15 protein-coding genes are annotated in these 16,697 nt (G+C 71.8%); 11 read left to right on the top strand and 4 right to left on the bottom strand.

What is annotated here, in order from left to right; genetic code table 11:
* Positions 1-5: 5 nt before the first annotated feature.
* Complete coding sequence (locus tag ACWDR0_RS23170) at positions 6-530, bottom strand: DUF192 domain-containing protein (protein ID WP_456353645.1); 525 nt, start codon at positions 528-530, stop codon at positions 6-8.
* Between the two features lie 128 nt (positions 531-658).
* Between ACWDR0_RS23170 and ACWDR0_RS23165 the strand changes: the two genes are divergently transcribed.
* From ACWDR0_RS23165 to ACWDR0_RS23155, 3 genes are all read left to right on the top strand, one after another.
* The gene (locus tag ACWDR0_RS23165; RefSeq protein WP_456353659.1) at positions 659-1,435 is read left to right on the top strand and encodes a prepilin peptidase; all 777 of its coding nucleotides are present in this window, start codon (positions 659-661) and stop codon (positions 1,433-1,435) included.
* A gap of 214 nt (positions 1,436-1,649) precedes the next feature.
* Entirely contained in the window at positions 1,650-3,251 is a 1,602-nt protein-coding gene (locus ACWDR0_RS23160) for a DUF2079 domain-containing protein (RefSeq protein ID WP_456353644.1), read from the top strand.
* 285 nt (positions 3,252-3,536) lie between these two features.
* Positions 3,537-3,887 carry a winged helix-turn-helix transcriptional regulator gene (locus ACWDR0_RS23155; protein WP_456353643.1) on the top strand — a complete coding sequence of 117 codons (351 nt, stop codon included), beginning with the start codon at positions 3,537-3,539 and terminating at the stop codon, positions 3,885-3,887.
* A gap of 532 nt (positions 3,888-4,419) precedes the next feature.
* Here ACWDR0_RS23155 and mgrA read toward each other — a convergent pair.
* The gene (gene mgrA, locus ACWDR0_RS23150) at positions 4,420-5,463 is read right to left on the bottom strand and encodes an L-glyceraldehyde 3-phosphate reductase (RefSeq protein ID WP_456353642.1); all 1,044 of its coding nucleotides are present in this window, start codon (positions 5,461-5,463) and stop codon (positions 4,420-4,422) included.
* A gap of 246 nt (positions 5,464-5,709) precedes the next feature.
* On the opposite strand from mgrA, the gene ACWDR0_RS23145 reads away from it, so the two are divergent.
* From ACWDR0_RS23145 to ACWDR0_RS23125, 5 genes are all read left to right on the top strand, one after another.
* Positions 5,710-6,471 carry an isoprenyl transferase gene (locus ACWDR0_RS23145; protein WP_456353641.1) on the top strand — a complete coding sequence of 254 codons (762 nt, stop codon included), beginning with the start codon at positions 5,710-5,712 and terminating at the stop codon, positions 6,469-6,471.
* A gap of 363 nt (positions 6,472-6,834) precedes the next feature.
* Entirely contained in the window at positions 6,835-8,166 is a 1,332-nt protein-coding gene (locus ACWDR0_RS23140; RefSeq protein WP_456353640.1) for a PhoH family protein, read from the top strand.
* 437 nt (positions 8,167-8,603) lie between these two features.
* On the top strand, positions 8,604-9,296 hold the full coding sequence (locus ACWDR0_RS23135; RefSeq protein ID WP_456353639.1) for an aggregation-promoting factor C-terminal-like domain-containing protein: 693 nt from the start codon (positions 8,604-8,606) through the stop codon (positions 9,294-9,296).
* A gap of 147 nt (positions 9,297-9,443) precedes the next feature.
* The gene (locus ACWDR0_RS23130) at positions 9,444-11,003 is read left to right on the top strand and encodes an AI-2E family transporter (RefSeq protein WP_456353638.1); all 1,560 of its coding nucleotides are present in this window, start codon (positions 9,444-9,446) and stop codon (positions 11,001-11,003) included.
* On the top strand, positions 11,000-11,824 hold the full coding sequence (locus ACWDR0_RS23125; protein ID WP_456353637.1) for a hypothetical protein: 825 nt from the start codon (positions 11,000-11,002) through the stop codon (positions 11,822-11,824). Before ACWDR0_RS23130 ends, ACWDR0_RS23125 begins: the two co-directional genes overlap by 4 nt.
* Positions 11,825-11,997: 173 nt before the next feature.
* Here ACWDR0_RS23125 and ACWDR0_RS23120 read toward each other — a convergent pair whose 3' ends face one another.
* Complete coding sequence (locus ACWDR0_RS23120) at positions 11,998-12,534, bottom strand: alkyl hydroperoxide reductase (protein ID WP_456353636.1); 537 nt, start codon at positions 12,532-12,534, stop codon at positions 11,998-12,000.
* 3 nt (positions 12,535-12,537) lie between these two features.
* A complete protein-coding gene (locus tag ACWDR0_RS23115) occupies positions 12,538-13,092 on the bottom strand; it encodes a peroxiredoxin (protein WP_456353635.1) in 555 nt (184 codons plus the stop codon).
* A gap of 220 nt (positions 13,093-13,312) precedes the next feature.
* On the opposite strand from ACWDR0_RS23115, the gene ACWDR0_RS23110 reads away from it, so the two are divergent.
* Genes ACWDR0_RS23110 through ACWDR0_RS23100 form a run of 3 tightly spaced genes read left to right on the top strand, consistent with a single transcriptional unit; the run spans position 13,313 to position 16,610 of the window.
* Positions 13,313-13,837: a PadR family transcriptional regulator gene (locus ACWDR0_RS23110; protein ID WP_456353634.1), complete on the top strand. Its 525-nt coding sequence runs from the start codon at positions 13,313-13,315 to the stop codon at positions 13,835-13,837.
* On the top strand, positions 13,834-14,244 hold the full coding sequence (locus tag ACWDR0_RS23105; RefSeq protein WP_456353633.1) for an ATP-binding cassette domain-containing protein: 411 nt from the start codon (positions 13,834-13,836) through the stop codon (positions 14,242-14,244). The genes ACWDR0_RS23110 and ACWDR0_RS23105 overlap by 4 nt, the downstream gene beginning before the upstream one ends.
* Positions 14,241-16,610, top strand: coding sequence for an ABC transporter permease (locus tag ACWDR0_RS23100; protein WP_456353632.1), 2,370 nt, complete (start codon positions 14,241-14,243; stop codon positions 16,608-16,610). Before ACWDR0_RS23105 ends, ACWDR0_RS23100 begins: the two co-directional genes overlap by 4 nt.
* Positions 16,611-16,697: the final 87 nt, after the last annotated feature.

The raw sequence follows: 16,697 nt of genomic DNA, 5'->3' as shown, positions 1-16,697 counted from the left end.
CGGCGCTACTCCGCGGCCCCGGCCCGGAACCCGTCCTCCGGAGCCTGTTCGACCGCCAGCCGGACCCCCGGCCGCACCCCCCACCGTTCCATCGCCCCGGCCGCCGACTCCAGCACATGGCGGGCCCGCAGCCGGGGGAGTGCCAGCCGGTGGGGCGGCAGGGTGTGCCGGGCGACCACGCGCAACTCCGCGTCCAGATACGCCACATCGACGGCGAACCGCATCCCCAGTGTGTGGACGGCGTTGCACGGGGTCAGCAGGATCGCCCCGTCGATACCGTCCCGGCCGAGGAGCCCCCGGCGGCGGGTCCCGTACGAGGCCGCGATCTCCAGCGGTATCCCGGCGGGGACCGCCGGTGCGCCGGGCGCGGCCACCGGGTCCGGGGCCGGTGCACCCGTTCCCGCGACCGCTCCCGGCGCGCTCGTTCTGCCCGCGCTCGTTCCGCCCGTACTGCTTGTGCCGTTCGCGGCCTCACCGGCCAGGATGCGCAGGGTGCCCGTACCGGACCGCCATCGCCGTTCTCGTCCCATGACGGACGACCGTAGCGGCACCGGCCGTTCGGGACACCCGGCCGTTCCGGACACCGGGCCATCCGGACATACGGTCAAGCGCCCGGTGCGGTCCGCTCCCGCCGCCTACGCTCTGAGCCGTGGACGCCATGCTGATCATCGCGGCCGCCCTGTGGGGGGCGGGCACCGGAGTACTGGTTCCCCGGGCCGTCTACCGGCTCGCCGTCGAACCGGACGAAGCGTGGCGCGCCGTCTGCCCGGCCGGACATCCCCTGGCCGGACCGGCGCGGGGCTGGCTCGCCGGGCCCGGCTGCGGTCCCGGGCGGGACGGGAGCGGGAGCGACGGGAGCGACACAAGCGGCGGACGGGAGTGCGGGACCGGGCGGGCCGCCGCGGTCCCCGCCGTGACGGGCGCCGCCGTCTGCGCGGTGCTCGCCGCCGCCACCGGGCCCCGCCCCGAACTGGCGGTCTGGCTGCTGCTGGTGCCGTTCGCGCTGGTGCTGGCGCTGGTCGACCTGCGGGTGCACCGGCTGCCCGACCAGCTCACCCTGCCGCTGGCCGCCATGGCCGCCGGTCTGCTCGGCGCGGCGGCCGGTCTGCCCGGGGCGGCGGGCTCCTGGAGTACGGCGGTGCTCGGCGGGCTGGCGCTCGGAGCCGGGTACTTCGGACTGTTCCTCCTCCACCCCGGGGGCCTCGGCTTCGGCGATGTGAAGCTCGCCCTCTCCCTCGGCACCGTCCTCGGCTGGTACGGCTGGCCGACGCTGCTCACCGGAGCCTTCGCCGGCTTCCTGTTCGGCTCCGGGTACGGAATCGCGCTGATGCTCCGGGGGCGCGCCGGGCGGCGGGACGCCATCCCGTTCGGCCCGTTCATGATGGCGGGGGCGTTCACGGGCGTCGTCGCCGGAGCGCTGGCCGCCCCCGCCTGAACACCGGTCCCGGGCGCCCCGCCTGAACACCCGCCCGCCCGCCCCCGGCCCGGGCCGCAGGAACGCCCCGGCCCGTCCGGCCCGCCCGGTCGCCCCCGTACCCCGGGCCGCTGCTTTTCCAACACACCCGAATCGATACGAAACGGACCATCAACCCCGTCTAGCATCCGAATCTATGCGGACATTTTCTGACAACACGGCAGCGTGGCGCGGAATGCTGCGTCCCCGCACCTCCGACTCCGTGCCGGGGCCCGCCCCCGCGCCGGAGCCCGGTGGAGCACGCCCCGCCGCCCGTTTCCCGGCCGCACTGCTCCCCTGGGCCTGGGCCGCCGGGCTCTTCGCGCTCTATGCGACCGTGTCCGTACGCCGCCATCTGCTCATCCGCACCACCGGCTACGACCTCGGCATCTTCGAGCAGGCCGTCCGCGCCTACGCCCAACTGCGGCCCCCCGTCGTTCCCTTGCGCGGCGAGGACTTCAATCTCCTCGGCGACCACTTCCACCCCGCCATCGCCGTCCTCGCGCCCCTGTACCGGATCTGGCCGGGACCGCTCACGCTGCTGCTCGCCCAGGCCGCGCTGCTCGCCGTCGCCGTCGTCCCCCTGGCGGGCTGGGCCCGGGAGGTCCTCGGCCGCCGCGCCGCCCATGCCGTCGCGCTGGTGTACGGGCTGAGCTGGGGCATCGCCTCCGCCGTCGCCTTCGACTTCCACGAGGTCGCGCTCGCCGTACCCCTGGTGTCGGCCGCCGTCACCGCCCTCGGGCGCCGCCGCTGGCGGGCCGCGGTCGCCTGGGCGGTCCCCCTCGTCCTGGTGAAGGAGGACCTCGGCCTCACCCTGGCCGCCGTCGGCGCCTACACCGCCTGGAAGGGACCCCGGCGGCTCGGCCTGCTCACCGCGGCCGGCGGACTGGTGGCCAGCGCCGTCGAAATCAAACTGCTGCTGCCCGCGTTCAACCCGGCGGGCGGCTATGCCCACGGCGAGAACCTCGGCGAAGGCGCCCACGGCTCGCTGCTCGGCACCATCGCCTTCGCCCCGCTGGACGCCCTGCGCCCGGACATCAAGGCGATGACCCTGATCCTCGTCTTCGCGCCCTCCGCGCTGCTCGCCCTGCGCTCCCCGCTCGCCCTGCTCGCGCTGCCCACCCTCACCTGGCGGATGCTCTCCCAGAACGGCTTCCACTGGGGCACGTCGTTCCACTACAGCGCGGTACTGATGCCGGTCGTGGCCGCCGGGCTGATCGACGCGCTCCGCCACTGGCGTACCACCGGACCCGCGCCGGGACCCGCCGCCGGACCTGCCATGGGAGCCGCGGCCGGCCGTGGGCGCACCCCCGCCGACCGGCATATCAGGGCCTCCCTCGTCACCGCCCTCGCCGTGACCGCGGTGATACTGCCCAGCTTTCCGCTCGCCCAGCTCGCCCAGCGGGCCACCTGGCGCACCACCGGACATGTCGAGGCCGCCAGGGCGCTGCTGGCGCGGATCCCGGACGGAGCCACGGTCGCCGCCACCAACCGGCTCGTACCCCAGCTCACCTCCCGGACCGAGGTCGTCCTCTTCCCCTCCTTCCCGGTCGACGCGAAGCTCTACGAGTACGACCGGGACCGGCTGCCGCGGCCCACCGCCCAGTGGATCGTCCACGACCGCCAGGCGCCCCCCGCCTGGCCCTACCACGCGGGCCACTGGCCCTATCCGCCCGAACAGCAGTGGGCCGAACTGGAGCTGGCCCAGCGGGTGTACGGCTACCGCAAGGTCGCCGAACGGGACGGCATCACCCTGCTGCGAATGGGCCCGCCCCGCGCCCCCGGCGCCCACGGCTGACCCCGCCCGGCCCGGGCCCGCCGTCGGCTCGGCCCGTCCCCCAGCAGGGTCCGGGCGGTGGACGCGGTCCGGCTCACGGCGGGCGTACCGGGGAGGGATGCCGTCATGGCGCGACCGCAGGCGGGAATGCGGTCAGTGGCGGTCCTCGTTGAGGGGAGCGGTATACGCGGCGGGCCCGCGGTCTCCGCACGGCAGGGAACCGGGGAGCGGCGCGCCGCCGCCGACCGCCGATCCGCCGAACCGTCAGCAGGCCGCGTGAAACCGGGGCCGGACCAGGAGTTGCCCGTGACCGTACGCAAGCCCGTCTACCACTGTGGTCTCGATGTCGCCGTCGATGTTGTCGGCGGGAAGTGGAAGCCCCTGATCCTGTGGGAGCTGGAGGCCCGTGGCGCGGTGCGCTTCGGTGCGCTGAAGCGGGCACTGGACGGGGTCAGCGAGAAGGTGCTGATCCAGCAGTTGCGGGAGCTGGAGTCGGACGGGGTGGTCCACCGCGAGGTCTACCGGGAGGTGCCGCCCCGGGTGGAGTACTCCCTCACCCCGCTCGGCGAGTCCCTGAACCGGGCCCTGGAGCCGCTCGGCGAGTGGGGCAAGACATACATGGACGAGATCGTCGCCAACAAGACGGGCGCTGCGTAGCCCACCCGGCACCGGGCCGCCCGGGTGCTCAGGGGTTCGGGCACCCGTATCCCGGGGGCGCCCGGGTGCCGGGTGCCTTGCGGCCTGGAGGGCCCGGCCGGGCAGAGCACCCGCCGCGGCGGTGAGGCCCGCCGCGCCGCCGTGAGCGGCCCGCGGCGTCAACACGCGGCCCCACCCGGCTTCCCCCTTCGGGGGATGCCGTCCGGCGCCTCTGCGGAGGTCCGCACCACCGCTGCCCTGCGGGAAAACCCCGGAATCCCTGGGTTCGCGCCCGCGTGCGCCCCGCCGTCCGACGGTCCCGGCCCGGCCGGCGACACCCCGGCGGGCCCCGCTTGCGCTCGCCGGCGCCGGGGACGCGTTATGGTGGAAACCCCCCCTCGGGCCGGTCCGTATCCCCCCCCACGGACCGGCCCGGTTCTTTTTCCCGGCCCCGAGGGGCCCGGGGACACCGCCCCCGGGCCCCTCGGAAGCCGGGCGGCACCGCCCCGGCCGGGCCCGCACCCCGCCGGGTCCGGACCCCGCCGGACGGCGACTACCCCAGACCCCGTCCGGCCCAGATGTTCGTCCCCGCCGTGTCCACCGCGAAGGCGTCGATCTCCGTCAGCTCCGTCGCCGTCAGCGGCGCCGCCGACAGTGCGGCGATGTTCTCCTCCACCTGGGCCACGCTGGACGCGCCGATCAGCGCCGAGGTCATCCGCGGATCCCGCAGCACCCAGCTCAGCGCCAGCTGCGCCAGCGACTGGCCGCGGCCGGCCGCGATCTCGTTCAGGCCGTTCAGCCGCCGGACCACCTCGTCCGAGAGCAGCCCCGGGTCCAGCGACTTGCCTTGGGTGGCCCGCGAGCCCTCCGGGATGCCCTGGAGGTACTTGCCGGTCAGCAGCCCCTGGGCGAGCGGGACGAACGAGATACAGCCCATGCCCGCCTTCTCCAGGGTGTCCAGCAGCCCGTCGTCCTCGATCCACCGGTTGATCATCGAGTACGAGGGCTGGTGGATCAGGGCCGGTACGCCCATCTCCTTCAGCAGCCGCGCCGCCTCGGCCGTCTGCGCGGCGTTGTACGAGGAGACACCCGCGTACAGCGCCTTCCCCTGCTGCACCGCGGAGGCCAGCGCGCCCATCGTCTCCTCCAGCGGAGTCTCCGGGTCGAAGCGGTGCGAGTAGAAGATGTCGACGTACTCCAGGCCCATCCGGCCCAGGGAGGCGTCCAGCGACGACAGCAGGTACTTCCGGGAGCCCCACTCACCGTACGGACCGGGATGCATCAGATATCCCGCTTTGGTGGAAATGATGAGTTCGTCCCGGTATGCCGCGAAGTCCTGGGCGAAGATCTTGCCGAAGTTCAGCTCGGCGGAGCCGGGCGGCGGACCGTAGTTGTTGGCCAGGTCGAAGTGGGTGACGCCGAGGTCGAAGGCGCGGCGCAGAATCGCCCGCTGGGTGTCCAGGGCGCGGTCGTCGCCGAAGTTGTGCCAGAGGCCCAGCGAGACGGCGGGCAGCTTCAGCCCGGAGCGCCCGGTGCGGCGGTACTCCATGGCGTCGTAGCGGCCGGGGGAGGCGAGGTAAGCGGAGGAATCAGTCACGTATCCCTCCTTATCACGGACTTGTGACAGACCGGGTTGGGCCCCGGTGGCCCGTGCGCAGTACTGTGGCGCCTTCAAGGGATTCGCCGCACGGCCCGGACGGTGTGCACCGCACGGGTGGGGACCGGGGCCGGTGCGCGTCGCCCGTACCCGGACCCGGGGAAACCCCGCGGTCCCCCACACCCCCAGGTCCGCCGAGGCCCGGACCGGGGCGGGGTGAGCCAATCGGACCGAGAGGTGGACTCTGTGAACTTGCGGGACCTGGTGTACAGGCTCTACGCACGCCGGGTGGAAGGCCGACTCGACCACGCCCAGGTGCCCAAACACATCGGAGTCATCCTCGACGGGAACCGCCGCTGGGCCAAGGCCGCCGGAAACACCGCGGCCCAGGGCCACCAGGCCGGTGCCAGCAAGATCCTCGAACTGCTCGGCTGGTGCGCCGAGACCGATGTCGAGGTCGTCACCCTCTGGATGCTCTCCACGGACAACTTCGACCGGCCGGAGGAGGAGCTGACGCCCCTGCTCGGCATCATCGAGCAGTCCGTCCGCGACCTCGCGGCCGACGGCCGCTGGCGGGTCCACCACGTCGGCACCCTGGACCTGCTGCCCGCCCGCACCCAGACCGTGCTCAAGGAGGCCGAGCAGGCCACCGCGGACCACACCGGGATACTCGTCAACGTCGCCGTCGGCTACGGCGGCCGCCAGGAGATCGCGGACGCGGTCCGCTCCCTGCTGCACGAGCACGCCGAGAAGGGCACCAGCTTCGAGGAGCTGGCGGAGATCGTCGACATCGACCTGATCTCCGAGCACCTCTACACCCGCGGCCAGCCCGACCCCGACCTGGTCATCCGCACCAGCGGCGAGCAGCGCCTCTCCGGCTTCATGCTCTGGCAGAGCGCGCACTCCGAGTACTACTTCTGCGAGGTCTTCTGGCCCGCCTTCCGCAAGGTCGACTTCCTGCGGGCGCTGCGCGACTACGCGGCCCGCCACCGCCGCTACGGCGGCTGACCCGACCCCCGCCAGGGGGCTTTCCGGTCCCTTCACCCACTGTTCGGCCATCCGCCGTCCCCGACCGGGGCATGGCCGCGCATGATCGAGGGCATATTCCCAGCAGGTCGGCGCCCGGTCCTCGGACGCCGGATCTCCGTGGGCGGCTCCGGCCGCCCGCCCGGGAGGCCCTTTGCACACGAAGGCACGCACCGGCGGTGCGGACCACGCGGAGGGCCGGAGCTCGGCCCGTGCACTGCGGCCCGCAGCCCGGCTCCTTTCCCCGCCTGACGGCGGGGCCGGTCCCCCGCCGTCAGTGGCGGGCGGGCCCTGGCCCGCGACGGCACCGCTCCGTCGACCTCTTCCGAGGGGGTACGTCCTTCCGTGGTGAACAGCACTAAGCGCCGCACGCCCGACCGGCGCACGTACGTTCTCGACACCAGCGTCCTGCTGGCCGACCCGAACGCCCCGAACCGCTTCGAGGAGCACGAAGTCGTGCTCCCGATCGTGGTCATCGCCGAGCTGGAGGCCAAGCGGCACCATCCGGAACTGGGTTACTTCGCCCGCCAGGCCCTGCGTCTGCTGGACGAGTTCCGCATCCGGTACGGCAGGCTCGACGCGCCGCTGCCGCTCGGCGAACTCGGCGGCACGCTCCGGGTCGAGCTGAACCACTCCGATCCCGGGATCCTCCCGGCCGGCTACCGGCTGGGCGACAACGACTCCCGGATCCTGGCGGTGGCGAGGAACCTCCAGGCCGAGGGGTACGACGTCACCGTCGTCTCCAAGGACCTGCCGCTGCGGATCAAAGCGTCGTCGGTCGGGCTGCTCGCCGAGGAGTACCGCGCCGAGCTCGCCATCACGGATTCCGGCTCCGGCTGGACCGGCATGGCCGAACTCGCCCTCCCCGCCGACCAGGTCGACCTGCTGTACGGGGGAGAGGAGAGCGTCTACGTCCCCGAGGCCGCCGAGCTGCCCGTCCACACCGGTCTGGTGCTCCAGTCCGAGCGCGGCCGGGCCCTGGGCCGGGTCACCCCGGACGGGAACGTCCGGCTGGTCCGCGGCGACCGCGAGGCCTTCGGTATCCACGGCCGCAGCGCGGAACAGCGCATCGCCCTGGACCTGCTGCTCGACCCCGACGTCGGCATCGTCTCCCTCGGCGGCCGGGCCGGCACCGGCAAGTCGGCGCTCGCGCTCTGCGCCGGACTGGAAGCGGTCCTGGAGCGCCGTCAGCACCAGAAGGTGATGGTCTTCCGTCCGCTGTACGCGGTCGGCGGCCAGGAACTGGGCTATCTCCCCGGCACCGAGGCCGAGAAGATGAACCCCTGGGCCCAGGCCGTCTTCGACACGCTGTCGGCGGTCGCGGGCCGGGAGGTCATCGAGGAGGTCCTGGGCCGCGGGATGCTGGAGGTCCTGCCGCTCACCCATATCCGGGGGCGCTCGCTGCACGACGCCTTCGTCATCGTCGACGAGGCCCAGTCGCTGGAGCGGAACGTCCTGCTCACCGTGTTGTCCCGGATCGGCGCCAACTCCCGGGTCGTCCTGACCCACGATGTGGCCCAGCGGGACAATCTGCGGGTCGGCCGGTACGACGGAGTGGTCGCCGTGGTCGAGAAGCTGAAGGGGCATCCGCTCTTCGCGCATGTCACCCTCACCCGCTCCGAGCGCTCCCAGATCGCCGCCCTGGTGACCGAAATGCTGGAGGACGTACACCTCTGATCCGCTAACAGGGCTTCCCTGCCCTTGGGGAGCCTTTGCAGACCTTTACGGTCCTTTACGGCGCCGTCCCGCGAAAGACGCAAGAGCCTAGCGGGGCGGCGTCGTTCCGTACCGGCGTTCGACCGAAAAAACGGCGGGTAGGCCATGTGAGCTTTCCCACCCGACCGGGAATTGCCTTGCGGTGCCGGGTTCCGGCAAAGTCTTGCTTCCGTCAGGCCCCGCACACGACACCCATGGATCACCTGTGGTGCCCAGCACCACTCCCACAACTCCACAACCGACCGTCGTGTGCCGCCCGGAAAGCATCACCGGCCACTCCCGCGACGGGAGTTGACCGCGGGCCAGTGCCTCCCGTGACCCGTTTCAGTGGAGGCCAGCGCCAGGGGCACGATTCGCCCGCGGGGTCACCTGTGCGGGTGATGCTGGAAGGAAACCGTGTGAGCCGGATCTCGGTCCGGGGATTCGCGGTGGCATCGGCCACCGCGGTCACCACCGTCGGAGCCGTCGTCGGCGTTGCCTCGGGCAACCCACAGTCCTCGGACAATGTGGAGACGGCCGCGTCCGACGCGACGACCCTCCTCGCGGATGTCCCCTCGGGCGAACAGGCCCAGGTACAGGCCGTGGCACTCGCCGAGCAGGCCGGTGCCCAGGCCGCCGCCGCCGAAGCCACCGCCAAGAAGTCGGCGGAGGAGTCCGCGCGCGTCGCGGCCGCCAAGTCGGCCAAGGAGAAGAAGGCCGCCGCCGAGGCCAAGGCGAAGAAGGACCGCGAAGAGGCCAAGGAGCGCGCCCAGCGCGACAAGGCCCGCGACGCCTCCAGCTTCACCGCCAAGGCCTCGTACACCATCGCCGAGGTCAAGGACATGGCCCGGCAGATGATGTCGGCCGGCGACTTCCAGTGCTTCAGCAGCATCGTGACCAAGGAGTCGGGCTGGCGCTATACGGCGACCAACCCGTCCTCGGGCGCGTACGGGCTGGTGCAGTCGTACCCCGCCAGCAAGATGGCCTCGGCGGGTCCCGACTGGCGCACCAACCCGGCCACCCAGATCAAATGGGGCCTGAACTACATGAACGACCGCTACGGCAGCCCCTGCGGCGCCTGGGACTTCTGGCAGAAGAACCGCTGGTACTGACCGGTACCCGGCCGCACGGTCCGCCGCTCAACTTCACGGAACCCCTCACCGTCCCTACGGTGAGGGGTTCCGGCGTGTGTGTTGTAGCGTCGTCGGTCCCGGAGCGCCGGGCGACTGGGGGAGAGCATGGGGGGCAGGGAAAACGTCATGTCACGGATTCCTGGCTGGCTGGCGGGTGCCGCGGCCGGACTCGGCCGGGCGGCCGAGCTGTTGCAGGAGCGACGGGCCGCCGCCGACGCCGCTGACGAGGACGCCGGGAGCACCAGGGACTCCGGGAGCTCCGGGGACACGGACGGCGGGCGGACCGCGGGCGGCGGCGCCGGGGAGCGGACCGCCGGGGACGGTCCGGCGGTGATCGTGCCCGCGCCGCCCGCGTACGCCCCCGCCGTACCGCCGCGGCCCGATCCGACCTCGGCCATCCCCTGGGGCATCCGGGTCGCCGCCGAGGCCGGCTGGCGGCTGCTGGTGCTCGCCGGGGTGTTCTGGGTGCTGATGAAGGTCATCAGCGCGGTGCAGCTGGTGATGCTCTCCTTCGTCGCCTCCCTGCTGATCACGGCCCTGCTCCATCCGACCGTGGCCCGGCTCAAGCGGTGGGGGATGCCGCGCGGGCCCGCCACCGCGGTCACCGTCGTCGTCGGATTCGTGGTGATCAGCCTGGTCGGCTGGTTCGTGGTCTGGCAGGTGATGGAGAACCTCGACACCCTGTCCGAGAAGGTCAGGGCCGGTATCGAAGAGGGGAAGCGCTGGCTGCTGGACAGCCCCTTCCATGTCACCGAGTCGCAGATCAACGACATCGCCGACAACTTCAGCCAGGCGATCGGCAACAACACCCAGGAGATCACCTCCGCCGGACTCCAGGGCGTCACGGTGATGGTGGAGATCCTCACCGGCATCCTGCTGGCGATGTTCTCCACGCTCTTCCTGCTCTACGACGGCGACCGGATCTGGCACTGGACGCTGAAGCTGGTGCCCGCGCAGGCCCGGGAGGGCGTCGCCGGGGCCGGTCCGCGGGCCTGGCGCACCCTGACCGCCTATGTGCGGGGCACGGTGCTGGTGGCCCTGATCGACGCCATCTTCATCGGTCTCGGGATCTACTTCCTCGATGTCCCGATGGCGGTCCCGCTCGCCGTCTTCATCTTCCTGTTCGCCTTTATCCCGCTGGTCGGCGCGGTTATCTCGGGTGCTCTGGCGGTAGTTGTGGCACTGGTGACCCAGGGGCCGTTCACCGCGCTGATGGTGCTGGTCGTGGTGCTGGCGGTACAGCAGATCGAAGGCCATGTGCTCCAGCCGTTCATCCTGGGCCGCGCGGTCCGGGTGCACCCCCTGGCCGTGGTCCTCTCGGTGGCGGTCGGCGGGCTCACGGCCGGGATCGGCGGCGCGGTGGTGGCCGTACCGCTGGTCGCCGTGGGCAATACGGTCGTCGGCTATCTGCGCGCCTACGGCCGCGAGCAGTCACTGAAGGAGCGGACGGCGCCCGGCGCGGTACCCGTGGTGTCGGAGGTGTCGACGGTGCCCGTGGTGTCCACGGCGGGCCCGGTGGAGCGGCCCGCGGCTCCGGCGGAGGCCGTACCGGGCCCGCGGGCGGCGGACCGGCCGGAGAGCGCGGTTCGGCCGCCCGCCGGACCGGCCCCGGACCGGCCGGACGGGCCGGACGGGCCGGACGGACCAGGAGGTACGGCGGCGACAACAGAAGGGGACGCGCGATGATTTCCGAACCCGAGCTGGTGGGCGACGGCCCGCCGGAGCAGGGCCCGCTGCTGCCCGGACCGCCCGGGGTCCCGGACCGGGACGAGGAGTACGACGAGCGGGGCGACGGCCGCGACCACGGTGATGACCGCGGTGACCGCGACGACCGGCTGGAGTCGGGCCGGGCGGAGCGCAGACCACCGCTGAGGGCCTGGCAGTGGGGTGTCGTGGGAGTGGTGGCGACCTCGCTGCTCTGGGCGGGCGGACTGTTCGCGTACTCGGCCGTGACCGGCGGGGACCCGGACCCCGGCCCGTACCGGGCGGTCTCGGATCTGTGCGAGTCGGCCGCCGTGCAGGAACTCGCCGCGGTCCACGGCAAGGTGTCGTCCCGGAACCCGGAGAAGTTCGCGCACCCGGCGATGGACCAGGCGCACTGCAGCCTGATGCTCGGGCACAACGGCGCGCTGTCGTCCGTCGCGCCGGAGAAGGGGACGGAGCCCGAGCCGAGCATCGGGGTCCACATCAGCTACACACTGCACCGGAAGACCGACCCGGGGCCCGAGTTCGACGCGCAGGTCAGGGCGCAGGCGGCGCGGATGCATGTCAAGGCCGAGCCGGTGACGGGATTCGGTGAGCGCGCGTACCGCATGAACGAGGGCGGGGGCGGCCACGCGCTCCATGTCCTCGACGGGCAGGCGGTGCTCCAGGTACAGCTCTACTCCTACTGGTCGGGTGAGGAGAGCGGACCGCCGCCGGCCCTGGCCGAGACCGAGGAGAGCCGGAAGGCCCTGGCGGCGGATGCGGGAGCGCTGCTGAAGGAACTCCGCGGCGGCCGGGACTGATCCGTTCCGGGTCCCCGCCGTACCGGGATCCGTTCGGATCCCCGCCGTACCCGCGGCCGGGTTCCGGATCCCGCCGTACCGCGGTGCGGTGCTGGAAACGGTACGGCGGGACACGGGAAAGGGCCCGTACGACCGATGTCGTACGGGCCCTTCGCCGTTGCGTTGCCCGGGGGTCAGCCCGCGAGCGCGGCCTCGGACTCCAGCGTGGTGCCCACGGCCTGGACGACGGAAGCGATCTTGAACGCCTCCTGGACCGTCTCGCGGTCCACGCCCGCCTTGCGGAGCACCTGCTCGTGCGAGTCGAGGCACTGGCCGCAGCCGTTGACGGCGGAGACGGCGAGCGACCACAGCTCGAAGTCGACCTTCTCCACGCCCGGGTTGCCGATCACGTTCATCCGCAGACCGGCGCGGAGCGTGCCGTACTCCGGGTCGGAGAGCAGGTGCCGGGTGCGGTAGAAGACGTTGTTCATCGCCATGATCGCGGCAGCGGCCTTGGCGGCGTTGTACGCCTCGGGCGAGAGGTTCGCCTTGGCCTCCGGCTCCAGCTCACGCAGGACGATCGGGCTGCGCGAGGCGATCGCGGTGGCCAGGACCGTGCCCCACAGCTGCTGCGCGGAGAGCTTGTCGTTGTTGCCGATGACCGAGCCCAGGTTGAGCTTCAGGTCCTTGGCGTAGTCCGGTATGGCGGACTTCAGCGCGTCGAGCGACATGGGTCACTCACCGGCCAGCAGCGCGCCGGCGTCCAGGGTGTCCTCGCCCTTGGTCCAGTTGCACGGGCACAGCTCGTCCGTCTGGAGGGCGTCGAGGACCCGCAGGACCTCCTTGGGGTTACGGCCGACGGAACCGGCGGTCACCATCGTGAACTGGATCTCGTTGTTCGGGTCGACGATGAAGACGGCGCGCTGCGCGAAGCCGTCCTCGCCCTCGATACCGAGGTCGCGCATCAGCTCGTGCTTGGAGTCGGCCAGCATCGGGAAGGGCAGGTCACGCAGGTCGGCGTGGTCCTTGCGCCAGGCGTGGTGGACGAACTCCGAGTCACCGGAGAAGCCGAGGACCTGGGCGTCGCGGTCGGCGAACTCGTCGTTCAGCTTGCCGAAGGCGGCGATCTCGGTCGGGCAGACGAAGGTGAAGTCCTTCGGCCACGCGAAGACGACCTTCCACTTGCCCTCGTAGGACTTGTGGTTGATGACCTCGAACTCCTTGCCGCTCTCGAGCGAGACGCAGGCCGTCAGTTCGAAGGTGGGGAACTGGTCGCCGACAGTGAGCACAGTGTCACTCCATGGTGCTGAGGGGTTGGACAAAACCACCCTGTCACACCTGCGATCGGCGGTGAAATTGATCAATCGGGTCACTGTGATCCGGTCCTCCAATCAATAGGAGGGCCCGTCCGGTCGCCCGGAGGATGATATTCCGTCCCGCTGGGGATTGGCCGGAAAGGCTCCCGCTCGGGTATTCATGGCGTGTATACCTCGTGTGTATAGTCGCGGCATGTCCTTAGGCCACACTCTTCTCGGGCTTCTGGAATCCGGTCCTCGTCATGGCTACGACTTGAAACGTGCCTTTGACGACAAGTTCGGTCATGACAAGCCCCTGCACTACGGGCAGGTCTACTCGACCATGTCCCGGCTGTTGAAGAACGGTCTCGTCGAGGTCGACGGGGTGGAGCCCGGTGACGGGCCCGAGCGCAAGCGGTATGCGATCACCGAAGCCGGGATCACCGATGTCGACCAGTGGCTGACCCGGCCCGAGGCCCCGGAGCCGTACCTCCAGTCCACGCTTTACACCAAGGTGGTCATCGCGCTGCTGACCGGGCGCGGTGCGGCCGAGCTGCTCGACACGCAGCGGTCCGAGCATTTGCGGCTGATGCGGATCCTGACCGACCGCAAGCGCCGCGGCGACTTCGCCGACCAGTTGATCTGCGACCACGCACTGTTCCATCTGGAAGCCGATCTGCGCTGGCTGGAACTGACCGCTGCCCGGCTGGACCGTCTCGCGCGGGAGGTGGGCGTATGAGCGCCGAAGGAGCCCTGCTGGTCGCCGAGGACTTACGCAAGGCCTACGGTCCGACCCCCGCTCTCGACGGCATTCACTTCTCCGTGCACGCCGGTGAGGTCGTTGCCGTGACGGGGCCTTCCGGTATCGGGCACAAGCGTCCCGGCCAGGTCTCCGGCGGGCAGGGGCAGCGGGTTGCCGTCGCCCGTTCGCTGGTCACCTCGCCCCGGGTGCTCTTCGCCAACGAGCCGACCGGTGCTCTCGACTCCCTCAACGGCGAGCGGGTGATGGAGCTGTTCACCGAAGCCGCCCGGTCCACCGGCGCGGCCGTCGTCCTCGTCACCCACGAGGCCCGGGTCGCGGCCTACTCCGACCGGGAAGTCGTCGTCCGCGACGGAAAGACCCGGGGCCTGGAGTACGTCGCATGACCGTCCGCACCTGGGCCCGCGACCTCGCCCTCGGTATCCGCTTAGGCGCTTCCGGCGGCCGCGAGGGCTGGATTCGCAACGTTCTCACCGCGCTCGGTGTCGGCCTCGGCGTCGTGATGCTCCTGCTGGCCGCCTCCGTCCCCGGCATGATCGAAAATCGCGACGCCCGGGCCGGTGCCCGGCTCCCGGCCGAGCCGAAGGGCCTCGACCGGTCGGAGCCTCCCCGTACCGATCGCACCGTGTTCTGGAGCCTGGTCCAGACCTCCTACCGGGACCGGGACGTCCGTGGCGTACTGCTGAAGGCTGACGGCTCCGACCCCGTACGGCCGCCGGGCGTCTCTGCCTTCCCGAGGCCCGGCGAGATGGTCGTCTCGCCCGCCCTCGGCGAACTCCTGCGCTCCCCCGAGGGGAAGCTGCTCGCCGAGCGCTACGACGCCCGGATCGTGGGCACCATCGGCGACGAGGGACTCCTCAGCTCCCGCGAGCTCTACTTCTACCTCGGCAACGCCCAGCTCTCACCGGCCGGCGGCGGCACCCGGATCAGCGGCTATGGCAGCAGCGCATGGACGGCCTCGCCCATCGACCCCGTACTCGTCGTCCTGATCATTCTGATCTGCGTGGTGCTGCTGGTGCCGGTGGCCGTGTTCGTGGCCACCGCCGTCCGCTTCGGCGGCGAGCGGCGCGACCGGCGGCTGGCGGCGCTCCGCCTGGTCGGCGCCGACACCCGGATGGTCCACCGGATCGCGGCCGGTGAGGCGCTCTTCGGGGCGCTGCTCGGACTTGCCGTGGGCATCGGGCTGTTCTTCGCGGTCCGGCCGCTCGCCGGGCGGATCGAACACCAGGAGCTGAGCGCCCTCACGACGGATGTGATGCCGAGCCCGCCGCTGGGCGGGCTGACTCTGGTGGCCGTGCCCGTCCTGGCCGTCATGGTCACCCTGTTCGCCCTGCGTACGGTTGCCATCGAGCCGCTCGGGGTGATCCGGCAGACCACCCCCGCGTCCCGCAGGCTGTGGTGGCGGCTGCTGCTCACGGCCGCCGGACTGGCGCTGCTTCTCACCAGCCGGATCGGCCCGGGCGGCGCCGATACCCTCCCCATCGCGGCCGGAGCGGTCCTGGTGCTCGTCGGGCTGACGACCCTGCTGCCCTGGCTCGTCGACACCGTCGTCGGCAGGCTGCGCGGCGGTCCGGTGCCCTACCAGCTCGCCGTCCGCAGACTCCAGCTGAACAGCGGCCAGGCGGCCCGCGCGGTCAGCGGGATCATGGTCGCGGTCGCCGGGGCGATCGCGCTCCAGATGCTGTTCTCCGGGGCCGAGGGCGACTTCGTACCGGAGCACGACGAACCGCCGGGCCGGACCGTGCTGAGCGTCAACGCCTCCTTTGCCGGTGGCGGGACGGCCCTTCGGACGGTTGCCGACCTGGAGCGGACGGACGGGGTGCTGAAGGTCACCGACACGGTGCAGACCCACCTCTACGTCCCCCCGAAGACCCCGGAGGATGCCGCGTCCGGGGGGTACAGCGAGATGCTCACGCTGACCGTCGGCGACTGTCCCACCCTGCGCGAACTGGCGCGGATCTCCTCGTGCCGGGACGGCGACGCCTTCGTGGCCGCCGGCTGGGACAAGAAGCGGGCGGCGGAGATCGCCCGGTCCGCGGGCCTCGGCAAGCCGTTCATGACGGCGGCGCCGAACCGTGGCAAAGGCGAAGCCGGGAAGGCTCGGCAGCCCGGGACCTGGTCCCTGCCGAAGGGCTCATCGATCGTCCAGGCCGACAAGGACACGATGGGCGACGAACAACCCGGCATCCTCGCCACCCCGGGCTCCGTCGACCTCCGGAGCTTCTCCGTCACGAGCGTCAGGGCCATGGTCTCCACCGACGACAAGGTGCCCGATGTCCCGGAGCACGTCCGCAACACCGTGGCCGCGGCCGACTCCGCGGCCACTGTCGCCCAGCTCCGGAATGCCGATGAGGAAAGGCTGTTCGCCAACGTCCGCAGGGGACTGGTGATCGGCTCCCTGGCGACCATGCTCCTGATCGCCGGCTCGATGCTGGTCTCCCAGATCGAGCAGTTGCGGGAGCGGCGCAAGCTGCTCTCGGTCCTGGTGGCCTTCGGTACCCGCCGGTCCACCATTGCCTGGTCGGTGCTCTGGCAGACCGCGCTCACAGTACTTCTCGGCACGGTCCTGGCGATCGCGGGCGGCATCGGCCTCGGGCTGGTGATGCTCGAACTGGTCGGGTTCAAGGCGGCCGACCGGTGGGGCTTCCTCCCGGTGGCCGGAGCGGGCATCGGGGTCATCGCGCTGGTGACGGCGCTGAGCATGCCCCCGCTCTACCGGATGATGCGCCCGGACGGCCTGCGTACGGAGTAGCGGCGCCCGGGTATACGGCCCGCCCGGCGGGCCGTCACCTGCACCCGGGACCAGGCAGTCGGGGGGCGCCTGGTCCCGGGCTTCCGG

It is taken from the genome of Streptomyces sp. NPDC003691, assembly GCF_053981115.1.
Note: the sequence above shows the minus strand (reverse complement) of the source record. Positions and strands in the feature narration are given on the sequence as shown.